The sequence below is a fragment of the Nonomuraea jiangxiensis genome, assembly GCF_900099965.1.
GTDB classification, from domain to species: Bacteria; Actinomycetota; Actinomycetes; order Streptosporangiales; family Streptosporangiaceae; genus Nonomuraea; species Nonomuraea jiangxiensis.
The window spans coordinates 125,762-141,216 of record NZ_FNDJ01000005.1; the positions used below are offsets into that span (position 1 = coordinate 125,762).

The following is a 15,455-nucleotide window of genomic DNA, read 5'->3' on the forward strand; positions in this document are numbered from 1 at the left end:
GCGCGCCCGCGGCGTCCCAAAGGCTTTTCACCAGCTGCCGCACCGCTCGACCGCCGGGCGGCTCGTAGCACGACCACGGTGTTCTGGCTAGATGAGCGGCGTTGATCTGGTCGGTCCGGCGGTGTGAGCGCAGACTGCTGGCTGACGATCCCGCGTGCTCCGGCCCGATCCCGAAGGGGGCGCCTTCATGGGTGTCCGGTTTCCGTAAGGAAGGCCGTCTGGAGGAGTCGCGGCGCGTCCGGGAGCGGGCGCACCTCACGGGCCTCCTCCATGAGGCGCGCCGCCTCATCCGGCTCGCGCCGGCCGGGGAGGCCGGGGTCGGGGGCGCGGAGGAGTTCGTCCGTGCCCTGCGCCGGGCGCTCGGGCGGGCCGAGCATGAGGTCATGTTCGTGATGTCCGGTCTGTGGCTGGGGCTGGGCCGGCGGCGGGGCGAGATCCGGCGGCAGGTGGCCGGCCTCGTCTCGGCGGGGGTGCACGTCCGGACGCTGTACGCGGCGGACTTCCTGGCCGATCGCCGCGGGCTCGGCGCGCTGGAACGGGATCTCGGCTGTGGCATGGAGGTCCGGGTGGTGGGGCAGGCGGCGCTGCCGTTCCTCGCGGTCGTCGACCGGCGGCCGGCCCTCATCGCGCTGCGGCGCCCGTCGGGAGAGGTGGGCTTCGCCGAGACCGCGGACGGGCTCGTGGCGGAGTGGCTCCGGGTCCTGGTGGAGGCGTTGTGGGAGGGGGCGAGCCGGGGGACTCGCTGCTGCGCTGCGGTGGGCTCGTCCTCGACGCGCGGCTGTCGGCGGTGCTCGGCATGCTGGGCTCCGGTGCCACCGACGAGGCGGCCGCCCGGGCCCTGGAGGTGTCGGTACGGACGTATCGGCGCCACGTCGCCGGCATCATGGCGATGCTGGAAGTCTCCTCGCGTTTCGCGGCCGGGGTCCGGGTCGCGCGGCTCGGGGTGCTCGACACCCGTCCCGGCGGCGCCGAGTGAGCCGAAGGTTCCCCTCGGCCGTGCCGCGCTGCTAGTCCATGTCGATGTCGTCGAGGTGGCGCAGCAGGCGGGAGAGTACCCGGAGGCAGGCGGTGATGTCCGCGTCGGTGAGGTCGCCGCCGATCTGGCGCAGCACCGCGCGCTCGCGGTCGAGCACGGCGGTGATGGCGGCCCGTCCCTCCGCGGTGAGCCGGATGAGCGAGGAGCGTTTGTGCGCCGGGTTGGGCACGGACTCGACCAGGCCGTGCGCGGCCGCGTCGTTGATCATGCGCTGGACGAACTGGCGGCTCAGCGCCTGGGCGCGGCCCAGCTGGGGGACCGTCATGGGCCCGTGCTCGCGGAGCATGCTGAGCACGGCCCGTACGCCCACCGACAGTCCCTCGAGGGGCGCGTCCTGCTCCACCTTGCGGTAGGCCCGCCGATACAGCGGTCCCACCAGGTCGAACACCTCGCTGAGCCGGTCGGTCGACGCTTCTGGCTCCGGGGTGGGGTCTGTGTCGCTCACCCCACCATGATGACACCTATGTTGTCATTCTGCACGAAAAATGACACCTTAGTTGTCATGACTGATCTGTTCTGGCTCGACGCCGGCAGCGGCCGGCCCGTCGTCCTGCTGCACGGCGGTTTCCTGGACCACGGCATGTGGGACGACCAGATCCCGGTCCTGGCCACCCGGTACCGCGTCATCGCCCCCGACGCCCGCGGCCACGGCCGCTCCCCCAACGCCACCGGGCCGTACCGGCTCACCGACGACCTCGCCGCGCTGCTGCGCCACCTGGACACCGGCCCCGCGATCCTGGTCGGGGTCTCCATGGGGGCGGGTCTCGCGGTCGACACCGCGCTGGAGCACCCGGACCTGGTCAGCGCCGTCGTCGTCAGCGGCGCCGGGACCAGCGAGCCGTACTTCACCGACCCCTGGAGCACCCGGCACATGGCGACCTGGCACGCGGCGATGGCCGCCGGTGACCTGGACGCCTCGGTCGAGGGGTTCATGGCCTTCGTCGCCGGTCCGTACCGCGCCCTCGACGAGCTCAAACCCGGGGTGGTGGAGCGGCTGCGCCGGATGGCCAGGGCCACCATGGCCAAGCACACCCGCGACGAGCCGAACCACCTCGTCGGCGTGCGCGAGACCTGGGAACGCCTGCCCACGATCGGCGTTCCCGTGCTGGCCGTCCACGGCGCCGTCGACTCACCCGACCACATCGGCATGGCCGAACGCCTGGTCGACGCCGTCGCCGACGGCCGGGCGACCTCGATCGACGGGGCCGCGCACTATCCCAACGTGGAGCGCCCGGACGCCTACAACAAGGTCCTCGCCGAGTTCCTCCGCGCCCTGTGACCGGGCACCATCGGTGGCCGGTCACCCGGCGGGGGCGGTGACCGGCCGGCGGTGGTCATGCCTGCCGTTCCGCCCGGTCCTTCAGCGCCCGGTTGAGCGCGGCGAAGCCTTCCTCCGTCCGGTCCAGCGTTCGCCTGAGGAAGGGGACCAGCGCGCCGGTGAAGGTCTCGCTGTGCCACCGGGCGGGCGGATGTTCAGTCTCAGGGTGGCGCCCGCCGCCGCCGTGCCCTCGGCTTGCAGGATGAACGGGTTCCACTCCTCATATTTCGCGAAATCGGTGAGGATGGCCCAGACCTCTTCGGGTGGGGCCGCGATCTCGATCGAGGAGTCGATGACGCGCATGGGTTCACGCCTTCCGGGCCCGGGATCCGTGGGTTCCCATGATCGGGGGAGGACAACCGTGCGCCTCTCACCCTTCCGGTACAGAGGGTGATCCAACGGCAGCAGGTCAGAAGGTGAAGCCGCCGGGGCGGGCGTTGCGGTCGGCGATCAGGCCGGCCAGGGTGGCGACCGCGATCTCGGGCGGGGTCTGGGAGCCGATGTTGAGCCCGATGGGCCGGTGCACCCGGGCGATCTCCTCCGCCGGGACGCCGAGGTCGGTCAGAGCCCGCACGTGTGGTCCGGTGTGGCGGGGACTGCCCATGATGCCGATCCACCGGGCGGGCGTCTTGAGCAGGTCGCGCAGGATGGGGCCGATCTCCTCCCGGTGGTGGTCGGTGAGCACCACGTCGGCCGTCGCGTCGAGGTAGTCGCCGAGCCCGGTCACGGCGGTGAATCCGGCCAGGTGACGCCCAGGGTCGGGCTCAAGGAGGATCGGGCGGAAACCCAGCTCGGCGCCGAACCTCAGCAGGCAGTCGGCCACCGGGGAGGCGAAGACGGCCACCAGCGTCCGCCCGGTCCCCTCGGCGGGAGCCCCGCCGTGGGCCACCTCACACGCCGGGTCTTCTTCATGGGTGTGGGTCATGTTCGCAGTCTGTCATGAGGTGCCGGATTCCCCGCCGAACGGCGCGGCGGCGCCGGCGCCGGTCGCGTCCTTGCGCCGCAGCGCGGCCCGTACGGCCTCCTCGGAGCGGCCGATCACGGCCGAGCCGTCGTCGGCCGTGATGATGGGCCGCTGGATCAGGATGGGGTTCGCCGCCAGGGCGCCGATCCACCGGTCGCGGGCGTGCGCGTCGCGCGGCCAGGTGTCCAGGCCGAGCTCGGCCGCCCGTGCCTCGCCGGTCCTGGTGATGTCCCAGGGTTCGAGGCCGAGCCGGGCCAGGACCGCGCGGAGCTCGGCCTCGTCGGGCGGGTCCTCCAGGTAGCGGCGCACGGTGTAGTCGGCGGCCTCGGCGTCCAGGAGGGACAGGGCCGTGCGGCACTTGGAACACGCGGGGTTGATCCAGACCTCCATGGCCTCGACCCTACCGATCAGGCGGTCACCATCGGGGGCCTTCACCCCGTGCCCAGGGCGGTGAGACCGACGCCGCGCTCGGGCGCGGCCGGCGTGCTGTGCCGGTCGGTGCCTACCCCGGGGGCAGGTCGTGGTCGCCGTACTCCTCCAGCCACGCCACGATGTGCCGTGCGTAGCTGTCGGGCAGCGGGAGGGGCTCGCCGCCGAGTTCGAGCACCGCGACGAGCTGGTTGACGCCGAAGGTCCGCGCCCAGACGCGGGCCCGCCGGTAGGTCTCGCCGCTGACCGCCCGGCGCAGGTTGTCCCAGCCGTGCCAGCTCATGAACGCGGCGTCGATCGCCGGGTCGAACAGGTGGGCCCGGTCCCAGTCGAGCACGCCGATCACCTTGCCGTCCGCGCCCCAGTGGATGTTGCCGCCGACGAGATCGCCGTGGACGAGGCGGTCGGGGACCGGCTCCAGGGCGAGCGCCTCGGCCAGCCGCCGCCGGCCGTCCTCCCGCCACGTGCCGGGGAAGCGCGGGATGATCTCGCGGGCCAGGATGCCCGCCCAGCTCAGGTCGCCCTCGTGGGCCCGCGGCGCGGGCAGCAGGGCCCGTAGTTCTTCGGTCAGGGGCAGCTCGCGCAGGGCGCCGAGCAGCTCGCCGATCCGCGCCGGGTCGCCCTGGCCCTCGGGCAGCGGAGTGCCGTCGATCCACGACACGGCGACGGCCGCCCGCGCCTCGAACATCGTCACTGGGGTCAGCGGCTCCGGCACCGCGAACGGCAGCCCGGCGGCCCCGATCGCCTGCAGCACCTCGGTACGGCGGGGCATCGCCGCGGCGTGCAGCGGACGCCGGCTGACCCGCACGGCCGCGACACCGGGGACCAGGATGACGTCGTGCACGCCTCCCCCGCCGAGCCGGGCCGCGTCGAGGGAGACGCCGGGCAGCAGCGCATCGGCGATCTCCAGCAGATCGGGGGGCACCGCGTCACTCATGTGTCGGCCATTTCCTGTCGGGCGGGCGGCCCTCGATCATAGACCGTTCGGACGGGTCCTTCCGTGGTGGTTCCTCCCGGAGGGCCGGTGAGCGGTCTCCCGGTCGGGTTGCGGACGCGGCCGGTTCAGGGGCGGGGCGTGAGGCCGAGGTCGAACCGTACCTCGACCTCGTCGCTGAGTTTGAGCGCGCCGAAGAACGCCGAGTACGGCCGGATCCCCCACCGGCTCTGCACGATGACCGCCGAACCCCGCGCCCGGCCCTCCGTCAGCATGCCCTGCACGATGACGGGCCGGGTCACGCCGGCGAGGGTGAGCTCGCCCTCGACATGGAACGACTCCGCGGTCCCGTCGACCCGGGTGGACCGGAACGTGATCTCCGGGTGCCGCTCGGTGTGGAGGACCTTGCGGCGGATGTTCTCCTGGATCTCCCGGCGGTCGCCGTCCGTGAGCGCCTTGACGCCGCCGGTTCCCTCCAGGACCTCGAACGAGCCGGCGTCGACCGTGACGGTCACCGAGGAGCCCGCTGGGTCGCCGGGGTCCACCGTTGCCTCACCGCTCCAGCGGGTGGCCTCGATGGTCAGGTCATGGCCGGCCTTCGCGCCCAGCCCGGTGCGGGTCGTGTGGACGAGAAGCCGGCCGGACTCCGGGCCCAGCGGGAAGCTACCAGCGATCATGCTCACCTTGTCAGGCTAACCGCGGCGGGAGCGCCCGGCGCGGCACGACACGACGACGCCCGCCCGCCCGCCCGCCGGGATGGTCGCCTGGGGCGATGTCTATCGCCGACACCTGGGGAGACGTCCCCGCTGGCACTTGGGGAGACTTCTCCCGCCGGCACCTGGGCGGCCCGGCTCCTGCCGGTTTTGTCGGTGGCGTGCGGCACCGGCTCCTGCAGCGAGCCGATGATCACCGCCGACCGATGGAGCACCCCATGCGGCTCTCCCCCACGTCCTACACCCCCGAGGAATGCATGAGCCGGGGGCGGAGCCGATGGTGGTCAGCGGACCAGGCGGCCTCGGATGATCACTCGGCTCGGGTGGTCCAGGACGTTCGGGTGGCGGCGGGGGTCGGCGTCGACGGCGATGACGTCCGCGGGCGCGCCCTCCTCGATGCCGGGCAGCCCGAGCCAGGAGCGGGCCGTCCAGGAGGCGGCACCGACCGCGGCCGCGCCGGGCAACCCGGCCTCGGCCAACCACCGGATCTCACCGGTGAGGTGCCCCGGCGGCAGGTCGGTGCCCGCCAGAACGGTCACCCCGGCCTCGTACGCGGCGCGGACCAGGTCGGGATGGCCCCGCCAGCCCTCACCGAACCACCGGCGCATGCCCACCGGCACCTCCGGGTCGTCCATGACCGGCGCGAGCTGCGCGAAGGTCACCGCGGTGGGGACCAGCGCGGTCCCCTGCGCGGCCATGGTCTCCAGCAGGTGTACGGGCAGGTGCATGCCGTGCTCGACGGAGTCGACGCCGGCCGCCACCGCGGCGGTGCCTCCGTCGGCGTGCTGGGTGTGCGCCGCCACCCGGCCGCCGGCCTCCCGGACCGCCCGCGTCGCCGCGGCCACGACCTGCGGGGACATGGTCGCCGCGTACCCGCCGTCCTCCGTCATCCAGTCGACGATGAGCTTGCACCAGCCGCCGGAGGCGCGAGACTCCTCCGCGGCGGCCGCGGGGATGCGATCCGCCGGAAGCCGGCGACCCCAGCCCGGGAAGAAGCCCTCCTCCGCGGCGACCGCCAGGCCCGCTCCCCACACCCGGGGCAGCTCGGGATCGCCGCCGAACCAGGACGGCAGCCGCCCCGCCGACCCCGGCACCCGTACGGCGGATATCCCGGCCGCACGAAGCTGTTCGCCGTGGGTCCGCAGTAACGCGAGGTCGAGGGGCTCCCCGATCTCCGCCGTCCCCGGATGGCAGTGGGCGTCGACGAGTCCCGGTACGAGGTAGCCGCCGTCGACGACCGTCTCGGCACCGGGCACCGGCGTGAACGTGATCCGGTCGCCATCGACGTAGATCTCGCCCGGCTCGTCGTCCGGCAGAATGACTCCCCGTAACCGCCACGCCGCGCTCCCTTCGACCACCACCACCGCGTCTCCTTGATTCTTACGGCGGATCGGGTCGCGAACGCGCCATGGCACCTAGAACGGTGCCGTGGTGGTGGAGGGCTGGTGTCTCATCGTCGAGCCGACTCGCCGTCACCTCCCTGGTGACCCTGCTGACGGAGAGCGTCCTTGAAGAGATCTTCCGAGGGCCGGCTCTGGACCCGGCTGGAAGTCCTCTACGGCCGATGGCCGGCGATAGCGTGCTCGGCGCCGCTGTTCGCCACCATGCGCCTCGGCCGGGGTCGACCTCGCCGCGGTCGTCGCCGTCCAGGGCGTGTGGGGAGGAGCGGGTACGGCCTACTGCGCCGCCTCCTTCAGGAGGTCGCGCAGCCGTTTCACCAGTTCAGGGTCACCGTCGAAGGTCAGCGCCGTGCCGTCCGCCCGTCCCCACAACCACAGCAGCACGTCCTGGGACGCGCCCGAGATCGACGCCTCTCCTGGCGTATCGTCCGTGGAGACCTCGACGCCCGAGGGGGCCAGGCGGACGAGCCGGCGTTTCGCTCCGGCCGCGATCGACACCGAGCGTCCGTCCGCGCCGGCGAGGGCGTCACCGAAGTCCTCCGGCCACTGACGGGAGGCGAAGGCGAGGAAGGTCACGAGGATCTCGTCGATGCCGTCCACGGCCAGGTCGGCCGGGATCGGCGTGATGGGCTCGCCGGCCGCCAGCTCGGCGTCCACCCGGTGCACCACCGCCTCCAGCGCCATCCTGCGGGCCCAGAAACCCACGGTCTGGTCGGGGTCGTACCAGGTCAGTGCGTGCTCCTCCGGCTTGCGGGAGGTGAGCTCGCCGCGCAGCTCGGCCATCGCGCGGTCCAGGTACGCCCCGGGGCCGCTCGGGTCGGGCGCCGGCGGCCAGGGCTTGGGCCAGGTGCCGCGGCGCATCGTCTCGACCTTGTGGAGGAAGGTGTCGCCGACATGCTTGAGCAGGTCGGCGGTGGTCCAACCTGGGCAGGAGGGCACCGCGGCGGCGAGGTCGCGGGTGGCGGTCTCGCGCATCCGCGCATAGTCCAGCTCGAGCAGCTCTAAGTACCGGCGCTGATCCATTCATCAAGTCAAGCACAGGCGCGCTGACACGCCACTGCTGCCAGCCCGGCGGCTTGTGGGCCGGGATACCGGTGGGCTGAGGTCCGTGTTTGACTTCAAGCGCTTGAGGTGTGGTCTGCTGCCCGGCATGACAACCTTCACCATTCATGATGTTTCCCGCCGCAGCGGGCTCAGTGCGGGGATCGAGGTGGTGGTGCGATGAGCCCGGTTCTGGTCACCGGCGGGTCCGGCTACCTGGCGACGCACCTGATCGCCGCACTGCTGCGGGCCGGGCGCCCGGTGCGCGCCACCGTCCGTTCGACGGCCGGCGAGACCGGCCTGCGTGCCGCGGTGCGCCGCGGCGGTGGCGACGACGGCGGCCTGGAGGTGGTCGCCGCGGACCTGATGGCCGACGGCGGCTGGCCCGCCGCGGTGGCCGGGTGCGAGGAGGTGCATCACGTCGCCTCGCCCGTCCCGGTCGCCCAGCCCGAGGACCCCGACGAGCTGATCGTCCCGGCCCGTGAGGGCACGCTGCGGGTGTTGCGTGCCGCGCGCGACGCGGGTGTTCGGCGCGTGGTGCTGACCTCGTCCTTCGCCGCCGTCGGGTACACGCCCAAACCGGGTGCCGAGTTCACCGAGGCCGACTGGACCGATCCGGACACGCCTGGCCTGGCGGCGTACCCGCGTTCCAAGGCGATCGCCGAGCGCGCCGCGTGGGAGTTGATGGGACGTGACGGCGGCGACACCGAGCTTGTCGTGGTCAATCCGACGGCCATCCTGGGGCCCGCCCTCACGGCCGACCTGCGGTCCTCGACGCAGTTGGTCAAGGCGATGCTGGACGGGACGATGAGCGTCGCGCCTCGCCAGCGGTTCGGCGTCGTCGATGTCCGGGACGTGGCCGACCTGCACCTTCGTGCCATGGCCGCGCCCGAGGCCGCGGGCAAGCGCTTCCTCGCCGTTGCCGACGGCCCGACGCTGTCCCTTCTGGAGGTGGCCCAGATCCTGCGCCGGCGGCTCGGCCCGCCGGCGCGCCGCGTACCCACGCGGGAGGCGCCGGGGGACGAGCCGCCGCGGCCGATCATCCACAACGACCGGGCCCGTGGCGAGCTCGGCTGGCGGCCCCGGGCCGTGGAGACGACGGTCGTGGAGACGGCCGAGAGCCTGTGGAAGCTCGGCCTGCTGGAGGCGGTGCCTTGACGACGGTCACCGCCGTTCCCGCGCAAGCCGCGATCAGGAGCTCAGGCGCGAAAGGGTGGTCTCGGGGGCGGCGGTGTAGCCGACGCGCCGGTACCACTCGTTCGCCAGCAGCTGGTCGCGGGCCCACGGCGGCAGTGAGGTGAGCATGGTCAGCGACGCGCCGCGCGCGACCTCGGACTCGTGCGCGTGCATCGCGGCCCACTTGCGCTCGCTCCACCGCCGGACGTCGAGGTGCGTGGTGACCTGCTCATCGGGTACGCCGGGCAGCGTGCGAACGGGATCCGGCGGCGTGCCGAACATCCTCTCCCACTGGGACACCACGACGGATCGCGGGAGGGTCGCCAGGTAGAGGGCGTGCGGCCGCCAGGGCTCGCCCGCGTCCGGGTAGAGCTGGTCGTACCCGGCCGCCTCGACCGCGGCCATGGTCACCCGGTGGGCATGGACGTGGTCGGGATGCCCGTACGAGCCGTACCCGTCATAGGTGAGCACGACGTCGGGCCTGAACGCCCGGATGTGCTGGACCACCTGCCCCACCGTCTCGTCGAGCGGCACGTCCACGAAGCGCGGGCGGCCGGGCGCGGAGGCGGGGTCGCGGGCGTCGGCGTGGCCGAGCAGCCGCGGCTCGCCCGCGCCGAGGATGTCCAGGGCGCGTCCCAGCTCCGCGGCCCGCTGGGTGCCCGGCGCCCACGTGCACGTCACGACCGCGGTCCTGGCGCCCTCGTCGGCGTACTTGGCCAGGGTCCCGCCCGTCCAGATGGCCTCGTCGTCCGGATGCGCGTGCACGCACAGAATCCCGAAATCCACCGCGAACCCCCAGACGCTGATCGGTGGCCGATCATCGTAGCGTGAGGCGGCGCGGGTGGCGGCGGTGTGCTTCGGCCGTGGGCGGGCCGCGGGAGGCGGCTGGCTGGGGAAATCAGGAAATGTCGTGATCTAGGTCTCTATACTCCCGGCTATGTCAGGATCACCCACGTCACTCGACATCGCCTTCGGCCTGCTGCAAGAGGGGCGGCTGGTCGACGCGGAGCAGGTACTGTCGCGGGAGCTGCGGGCCGCCGAGCAAAGTCACGGCCACGGGAGCGCGGAATGGGCCTCGGCCCAGTGCGATCTCGGCAACCTGCTGTTCAGCTCCGGGCAGCTCGACCGGGCGGTGCACCACTACCGCAGCGCGTGCGCCAACCCGCCCGCGGGCGATCGGGAGAGGTACCGGGACCACCTGACATACCGCCTCAACCTGGGCACCGCGCTGGCCGCCGCCAGCCGGTACGACGAGGCCGAGACCGAGCTGCGCCACAACCTGCTGGAGCGGCAGGAATTCTACGGCCGTGAGCATCCCGGCTACGCCTTCGCCCTGGAACCGCTGGCCGACGTCCTGCTCCGGCGCGGCCACCTCGACCAGGCCCGCCAGGCCATCGAGGAGACGATCGGCATCTTCTGGCACAGCGGCCACGAGCGGGTCGCCACCGCGCTGGCCCTGCGGGCGGAGATCGTCCTGGCCCAGGGCGGCGACGAACCGGTCTTCCCCGGCCTGGAGGAGCTGCCCGACGAGGTCGTCGCGCAGATGGGGTTCGCCGTAACGGGCCGGACCGGCGACGACCCCGCGGCCACCAAGGTGCTCCTCACCCTCCTGGTCACCGTCATGGAGACACGGTTCGGCCCCGACCACCCGGCGACGCTCAACGCGCTGTCCCACCTGGCCAACACGAGTCACGACGCCGGGGACGAGCCGGGGCGGGTGGCGGCGATCACGAAGGTGCTCGCCTCCTACGACCGGCAGGGCAGGACCGAGGACGCGGTCAAGGCGACGCTGGGCCTGGCCCAGGCTCTGGAGGGCGCCGGTGACCTGGAGGGGTCGCTGCGGACGTACGCGCAGGCGCGTGCCCGGGCGGACGGCATCGGCCGCCCCGAGCTCAGCGCCCAGGTGCTGCGTAACTGGGGGCTGGCGCTGTCGGATGCGGGCCGGCCGGACCAGGCGGAGCCGCCGCTGCGCGAGGCCGTGGCCGAGGCCGGACGCGGCAGCGTCCCCGAGATGCTCGGCCGCTCCCACGTCGCGCTCGGGCTCTTCCTGCAGCACCAGGAACGGCTGGCCGATGCCCGGTCGGCGGTGGAGGCGGGGTTGTCGCTGCTGGACGTCGCGCACCCCGACGCGATCACGGGGCGCAGCCACCTGGGCGCCATCATGGAGGGCCGTTCCTGCGGCTGCGGCAACGTCAAGGACGCGGTCGCCGCGGCGTTCCGCGAGTTCGTCATCGGCCGGCTACCGCGTGACCTCCTGGAGGAGCTGGAGGTGACCATCGAGAACGACGACTTCGCGCTGCAGGTCAAGCTGTGCCGCGAGCCGACCGAGGCCGAGCTGGAGCGGCTCGACGCGCTGGTCCAGAGCGCGACCGCCGAGTTCCGCGGCCGGTTGACCGCGCGGTAGCGCGAGCGGGCGCGGCTCCGCGGCCGGCGGCGCCTGTCGAGGGGTCCGTGGCCGGTCGCCGTACCGCTGTGTGACACCCTGGTGAGACATGTCGTACCGCTCCGGGGGCTCCAGGCCCCGCGTGACGGTCTTCTCCCTCGGGGGGACGATCGCCTCCACGCACCAGCCGGGCAGTCCCCCGGCGGGGGTCGTGCCCCGGCTCGGCGCCAGGGAGCTCGTGGACTCCGTACCCCGGCTGCGGGAGGTCGCCGAGCTGGAGACGGTGGCCTTCCGGCGGACGGCGTCCAGTGATCTCACCCTGCCCGACGTCGTCCGCCTGGCCGCGGAGATCGCCAGGCGCTTCGAGGCCGGCGACGCGGGAGTCGTCGTCACCCAGGGCACCGACACCGTCGAGGAGAGCTCCTTCGCCCTTGAGCTGCTGGTGCCCGGCCCGCGGCCGGTGGTCGTGACCGGTGCCATGCGCGACCCCACCCTCGCCGGACCCGACGGCCCGGCCAACCTCCTCGCCGCGGTGCGGGTGGCGGCGTCGCCGCAGGCCGCCGGGCTCGGCACGCTGGTGGTGTTCGACGACGAGATCCACGCGGCCCGCTTCGTACGCAAGACGCACACCTCCAGCACCGCGACGTTCCGCTCCCCGAGCGCCGGCCCGCTCGGCTGGGTGGTCGAGGGCCGGGTCCGCATCGCCTTTCGCGCTCCCGCGCTGCGGGGCGCGCCCACCGGCGTGAGCGTGCGGGTCCCGCCGGTGGCGCTGCTGAAGGCCACCCTGGGCGACGACTTCCGGCTGGCCGAGCGGCTGCCGGACCTCGGGTACGCCGGCCTGGTCGTCGAGGCCCTCGGCGGCGGCCACCTGCCCTCCCCCGCCGTCGAGCCCCTGGAACGGCTCGCCCGGCGGATGCCCGTCGTCCTGGCCTCCCGCACCGGCGGCGGTGAGCTGCTGCGGGAGACGTACGGCTTCCCCGGCTCCGAGCGGGACCTGCTCTCCCGCGGACTCACCCCGGCGGGATTCCTGGACGGCCCGAAGGCCCGCGTCCTGCTGAGCCTGCTGCTGTCGGCCGGGGCCGGCCCGGCCGCGGTCCGGGACTCGTTCGAGCAGGTCAACGCGTCTGTCTTCGCCTCCTGATCCCGGGGCAGGAGGCGGGTACGGCGCCCCGCCACCGCAGGAGGTCACCATGGCAGCACCGATCCCGTCCCGGGTCGCCGTCGTCACCGGCGCCGCCAGCGGCATCGGACGTGCCCTGGCCGTGGCCTACGCCGCCCACGGCGTGCGGACCGTGGTCGGCGCCTACCCCGCCGACCCGCACGACCCCGCCGAGACCGTCCGCCTGGTCGAGGCGGCCGGGGGCACGTGCGTGGTGCAGGCGGTGGACGTACGGGACGCCGCGCAGGTCGAGATGTTCGCGCAGCGGGCGATCGACGAGTGGGGCCGCCTCGACGTGGCGGTGGCCAACGCGGGGGTGCTGCGCAAGCGCGCGCTCGCGGACCTCACCGACGCCGAATGGGAGGACACGTTGCAGGTGGACCTGGCGGGGGTGCTGCGGACGTTCCGTTCCGCGGCCGCCCGGATGGACGGCGGCGGCGCGATGGTCGCCGTCTCCTCGATCGCCGGCGCCGTGTACGGCTGGGCCGGCCACGCGCACTACGCCGCGGCCAAGGCCGGAGTCGTCGGCCTGTGCCGCAGCCTGGCGGTGGAGCTCGCGCCCCGCCGCATCCGCGTGAACGCCGTGATCCCCGGGCTCATCGACACCCCGCAGTCATCCGATCCCGTGAACTCGCTGGGCCCGCGGGGACTGGCCCGTGCGGCGGACCGCATCCCCTGGGGGCGGGTCGGGCGGCCCGAGGAGGTGGCGTCCGTCATCCGGTTCCTCACCTCCGAGGACGCGGGTTACGTCACCGGCCAGGCGTTCGTCGTCGACGGCGGGCTGAGCGTGACTCTGCCCCACTGAGCCGGGACCGGGGGCGGTCCACGGCAGGTCGCGGGGGGCGGGGTCGTTGGGGCGTGCGGCCTGGGTGACCCAGCCGTCGCGGGGTGCGGGGCCGGTGGTGGTGCCCCGCCTCGCCTGCTGGGACGGCGTGGAGGAGACCAGCCGTCCTGGCAGGGCGGGCGCGGCGGGCTGCCGGGGTGGTGGGGGCGGGGTTACCGGCGAGGTCGCCCTCGGTATCCAGCCCGCATCGGCGGTCCAGCCGGCCTCGGCCGTCCATGCCGCCTCCGTCGTCCACACCGTCCCCGTTGCTGGTTCGGTCCTCCGCTCGGGCGGGGCCGCCCGCCCGGTCGGCAGTGTCCGCTCCACCACCTGGTCCGCCCATGCTGGGCACCCGGCCGGGGCCGTGCGATCAGCGGACGTGGCGGCCCGGCCGGCGGGCGCCGGCGGGCGGGTCCGCACGGGCCGCGTGGCCGGTCCGTCCGTGGTCCGGGCCGGCGAGGGGGGCCGGGCCGGCCAGGGGTCGGGGGGCCGCGGTGCCTCTGCGAACAGCACATCGGCGGCAGGCCGCGCCGGAAGGCCGCCCTGGGCCTGCGGGGCGCGTACGGGCTCATCCCCCGGGGCGGAACCGGTGGCGGGGAGCGTCAGCGGTTCGAGGAGTTCGGGGGAGCCGCAGCGCAGCGGCGGGCGGAACGACCTGGCGGCCAGCCTGTAGAGGGCGCCCTGGGATCTGTCACGATCGGCCATGCCTCTGCACTCCCTCGCGTCCGTTGAAAGGTCGTCACCGCCGGTCGTCGGCGGCAAGTGCGGCCAGGCGGCGGCGCCGGGCACGCGGGAGCGCCTCGATCGTGGCCAGGTCCCATCGGTAGGCGGAGGCCAGCAGGTGGACCTCCATGTCGAACTCCTCCAGGAGCCCCATCAGCGCCCGCACCACCACGGTCTGCACGTCGATCCCCTGCTCCACCTCCGCCCCGCACTCCGGGCAGGCGAACAGCAGCGGCCCGGCCAGCGAGTCGTCCACCAGCTCGAAGTCCGCGTCCGTGGGGGCCCGGGACGGGCTGCCGACCACGCACCGGCGCAGCAGCTCCGCCGGCCCCTCGTCCCCGGCTGGCAGTCCCAGCAGGTCGCCGTAGGTGGGCTGGCGCAGTCCGCCTCCCCGGCCGAGCAGCGCGGTACGCGGCCGGGCGGGCGGCACGGTGTCCGGCGCCAGCCGTACCGCGCTCACCTCGGCGCAGGCGTGGCAGCGCAGGGCCAGTTCGAGGTCCCGGCCGGCGAGCGCCCGGTGGGCGCGCAGCAGCATCCGGTCGCCGGCGGCCACGTCCATGGATGCCGGGTCCCGCCCGCACGCGGCCAGCACCGCCATGCACTGCTCCAGCTCGCCGGCCTCCTCCCGCAGGCCGCTCAGCGCGGCTTCCCGCAACCCGGTCAGCGAGCCGGCTCCCACGCCCGTACCCGTACCCGCTCCCGTGCCCGTGCCCATGCCTGTGCTCGTGCCTTGTCCCGGCATGCTCAGGTCTCCGCTGGGAGCACGTGCGCCGTGTCGCGTTCCCAGCTCTCCAGCTCCACCCGCAGCGTCTCGATGGGCAGCGCCGCGTGGGCCGCGTCGAGCTGGGGCAGCGTCCGGAACTCCGAGACCCAGCACCGGTTCAGCCGGTACGAGAGCACCCTCTGCCCGCCCCCGTGGAACACGTCCACGACGAGGTTCTTGCGGAACCCGCTGAGCGCGAGCGGGTCGCCCAGCAGGTGCACCAGGTTCGCCCACTCCTCGAACCGCGTGTCCAGCGTGATCCCCCGTTCCAGCGTCACCGCCTCGTACCGGGTGACGCCGGGGCTCTTGCGGTCCCGCGACAGGTCAGGGCCGCCCCGGTGCCTGACCGCCGTGGTGGTCCGGCGCAGGGCGCTCATCCTGGACACCCCGGCGACATAGGTCCGGTCCCACCGCACCCGGAACATGAAATCCTTGTACGGGTCGTAGCGGTCCACGCCGCCGACCTTGAACACCGCCACGTCACGCCTCCCCCTGGACAGGACGCCTTGCGCCAGCTTCCCCCTGCTCCGTCACGGTCTCGTCACCTCCGTGTCAGCCTGTCGGTCAATGCCGCGGCAACGGCGGGTCGATCA

18 protein-coding genes are annotated in these 15,455 nt (G+C 73.8%); 6 read left to right on the top strand and 12 right to left on the bottom strand.

Annotation, left to right across the window (positions count from 1 at the left end; translation table 11 throughout):
* Positions 1-185 precede the first annotated feature (185 nt).
* The gene (locus BLS95_RS12720) at positions 186-476 is read right to left on the bottom strand and encodes a hypothetical protein (protein WP_143043685.1); all 291 of its coding nucleotides are present in this window, start codon (positions 474-476) and stop codon (positions 186-188) included.
* A 239-nt stretch (positions 477-715) separates the two neighbouring features.
* Between BLS95_RS12720 and BLS95_RS55605 the strand changes: the two genes are divergently transcribed.
* Positions 716-976, top strand: a complete 261-nt coding sequence (locus BLS95_RS55605) for a helix-turn-helix domain-containing protein (protein ID WP_176993159.1) — start codon at positions 716-718, stop codon at positions 974-976.
* 31 nt (positions 977-1,007) lie between these two features.
* Here BLS95_RS55605 and BLS95_RS12730 read toward each other — a convergent pair whose 3' ends face one another.
* Positions 1,008-1,481: a MarR family winged helix-turn-helix transcriptional regulator gene (locus tag BLS95_RS12730; RefSeq protein ID WP_090931153.1), complete on the bottom strand. Its 474-nt coding sequence runs from the start codon at positions 1,479-1,481 to the stop codon at positions 1,008-1,010.
* A gap of 57 nt (positions 1,482-1,538) precedes the next feature.
* Between BLS95_RS12730 and BLS95_RS12735 the strand changes: the two genes are divergently transcribed.
* Positions 1,539-2,315 (top strand): alpha/beta fold hydrolase, encoded by a 777-nt coding sequence (locus BLS95_RS12735; protein WP_090931154.1) that lies wholly within the window; start codon positions 1,539-1,541, stop codon positions 2,313-2,315.
* An 81-nt stretch (positions 2,316-2,396) separates the two neighbouring features.
* On the opposite strand, the gene BLS95_RS12740 is transcribed toward BLS95_RS12735, so the two are convergent.
* From BLS95_RS12740 to BLS95_RS12770, 7 genes are all read right to left on the bottom strand, one after another.
* The gene (locus BLS95_RS12740) at positions 2,397-2,657 is read right to left on the bottom strand and encodes an SRPBCC family protein (RefSeq protein ID WP_218135733.1); all 261 of its coding nucleotides are present in this window, start codon (positions 2,655-2,657) and stop codon (positions 2,397-2,399) included.
* A 106-nt stretch (positions 2,658-2,763) separates the two neighbouring features.
* Entirely contained in the window at positions 2,764-3,279 is a 516-nt protein-coding gene (locus BLS95_RS12745; RefSeq protein ID WP_090931155.1) for an XdhC family protein, read from the bottom strand.
* Positions 3,280-3,291: 12 nt separating this feature from the next.
* Positions 3,292-3,708 carry an arsenate reductase family protein gene (locus BLS95_RS12750; RefSeq protein WP_090931434.1) on the bottom strand — a complete coding sequence of 139 codons (417 nt, stop codon included), beginning with the start codon at positions 3,706-3,708 and terminating at the stop codon, positions 3,292-3,294.
* A gap of 112 nt (positions 3,709-3,820) precedes the next feature.
* On the bottom strand, positions 3,821-4,684 hold the full coding sequence (locus BLS95_RS12755) for a phosphotransferase family protein (protein WP_090931156.1): 864 nt from the start codon (positions 4,682-4,684) through the stop codon (positions 3,821-3,823).
* Between the two features lie 125 nt (positions 4,685-4,809).
* Complete coding sequence (locus BLS95_RS12760; protein ID WP_090931157.1) at positions 4,810-5,358, bottom strand: YceI family protein; 549 nt, start codon at positions 5,356-5,358, stop codon at positions 4,810-4,812.
* Positions 5,359-5,678: 320 nt separating this feature from the next.
* Positions 5,679-6,758, bottom strand: coding sequence for an amidohydrolase family protein (locus BLS95_RS12765; RefSeq protein WP_218135734.1), 1,080 nt, complete (start codon positions 6,756-6,758; stop codon positions 5,679-5,681).
* 312 nt (positions 6,759-7,070) lie between these two features.
* Positions 7,071-7,817 (bottom strand): maleylpyruvate isomerase family mycothiol-dependent enzyme, encoded by a 747-nt coding sequence (locus tag BLS95_RS12770; protein WP_090931158.1) that lies wholly within the window; start codon positions 7,815-7,817, stop codon positions 7,071-7,073.
* Positions 7,818-8,015: 198 nt separating this feature from the next.
* Here BLS95_RS12770 and BLS95_RS12775 point away from each other — a divergent pair, with 198 nt between their 5' ends.
* A complete protein-coding gene (locus BLS95_RS12775; protein WP_090931159.1) occupies positions 8,016-8,993 on the top strand; it encodes an NAD-dependent epimerase/dehydratase family protein in 978 nt (325 codons plus the stop codon).
* A 33-nt stretch (positions 8,994-9,026) separates the two neighbouring features.
* On the opposite strand, the gene BLS95_RS12780 is transcribed toward BLS95_RS12775, so the two are convergent.
* A complete protein-coding gene (locus BLS95_RS12780) occupies positions 9,027-9,797 on the bottom strand; it encodes a PIG-L family deacetylase (RefSeq protein ID WP_090931160.1) in 771 nt (256 codons plus the stop codon).
* Between the two features lie 151 nt (positions 9,798-9,948).
* Between BLS95_RS12780 and BLS95_RS12785 the strand changes: the two genes are divergently transcribed.
* The 3 genes from BLS95_RS12785 to BLS95_RS12795 all read left to right on the top strand — a co-directional run bounded on the left by BLS95_RS12785 (position 9,949) and on the right by BLS95_RS12795 (position 13,358).
* Positions 9,949-11,415, top strand: a complete 1,467-nt coding sequence (locus BLS95_RS12785; RefSeq protein WP_090931161.1) for a tetratricopeptide repeat protein — start codon at positions 9,949-9,951, stop codon at positions 11,413-11,415.
* A gap of 88 nt (positions 11,416-11,503) precedes the next feature.
* Positions 11,504-12,535, top strand: a complete 1,032-nt coding sequence (locus BLS95_RS12790; protein WP_090931162.1) for an asparaginase — start codon at positions 11,504-11,506, stop codon at positions 12,533-12,535.
* 49 nt (positions 12,536-12,584) lie between these two features.
* Complete coding sequence (locus tag BLS95_RS12795; RefSeq protein ID WP_090931163.1) at positions 12,585-13,358, top strand: SDR family NAD(P)-dependent oxidoreductase; 774 nt, start codon at positions 12,585-12,587, stop codon at positions 13,356-13,358.
* 757 nt (positions 13,359-14,115) lie between these two features.
* On the opposite strand, the gene BLS95_RS12800 is transcribed toward BLS95_RS12795, so the two are convergent.
* Complete coding sequence (locus BLS95_RS12800; RefSeq protein ID WP_090931164.1) at positions 14,116-14,814, bottom strand: hypothetical protein; 699 nt, start codon at positions 14,812-14,814, stop codon at positions 14,116-14,118.
* A gap of 29 nt (positions 14,815-14,843) precedes the next feature.
* On the bottom strand, positions 14,844-15,341 hold the full coding sequence (locus BLS95_RS12805) for a phage tail protein (RefSeq protein ID WP_218135735.1): 498 nt from the start codon (positions 15,339-15,341) through the stop codon (positions 14,844-14,846).
* Between the last annotated feature and the right edge of the window lie 114 nt (positions 15,342-15,455).

Excerpts from the sequence above, each read along its gene's own strand:
- BLS95_RS12735 (WP_090931154.1), top strand. The coding sequence starts at position 1,539 with ATGACTGATCTGTTCTGGCTCGACGCCGGCAGCGGCCGGCCCGTCGTC.
- BLS95_RS12740 (WP_218135733.1), bottom strand. The coding sequence starts at position 2,657 with ATGCGCGTCATCGACTCCTCGATCGAGATCGCGGCCCCACCCGAAGAG.
- BLS95_RS12745 (WP_090931155.1), bottom strand. The coding sequence starts at position 3,279 with ATGACCCACACCCATGAAGAAGACCCGGCGTGTGAGGTGGCCCACGGC.
- BLS95_RS12750 (WP_090931434.1), bottom strand. The coding sequence starts at position 3,708 with ATGGAGGTCTGGATCAACCCCGCGTGTTCCAAGTGCCGCACGGCCCTG.
- BLS95_RS12755 (WP_090931156.1), bottom strand. The coding sequence starts at position 4,684 with ATGAGTGACGCGGTGCCCCCCGATCTGCTGGAGATCGCCGATGCGCTG.
- BLS95_RS12760 (WP_090931157.1), bottom strand. The coding sequence starts at position 5,358 with ATGATCGCTGGTAGCTTCCCGCTGGGCCCGGAGTCCGGCCGGCTTCTC.
- BLS95_RS12770 (WP_090931158.1), bottom strand. The coding sequence starts at position 7,817 with ATGGATCAGCGCCGGTACTTAGAGCTGCTCGAGCTGGACTATGCGCGG.
- BLS95_RS12775 (WP_090931159.1), top strand. The coding sequence starts at position 8,016 with ATGAGCCCGGTTCTGGTCACCGGCGGGTCCGGCTACCTGGCGACGCAC.
- BLS95_RS12785 (WP_090931161.1), top strand. The coding sequence starts at position 9,949 with ATGTCAGGATCACCCACGTCACTCGACATCGCCTTCGGCCTGCTGCAA.
- BLS95_RS12790 (WP_090931162.1), top strand. The coding sequence starts at position 11,504 with ATGTCGTACCGCTCCGGGGGCTCCAGGCCCCGCGTGACGGTCTTCTCC.
- BLS95_RS12795 (WP_090931163.1), top strand. The coding sequence starts at position 12,585 with ATGGCAGCACCGATCCCGTCCCGGGTCGCCGTCGTCACCGGCGCCGCC.
- BLS95_RS12800 (WP_090931164.1), bottom strand. The coding sequence starts at position 14,814 with ATGGGCACGGGCACGGGAGCGGGTACGGGTACGGGCGTGGGAGCCGGC.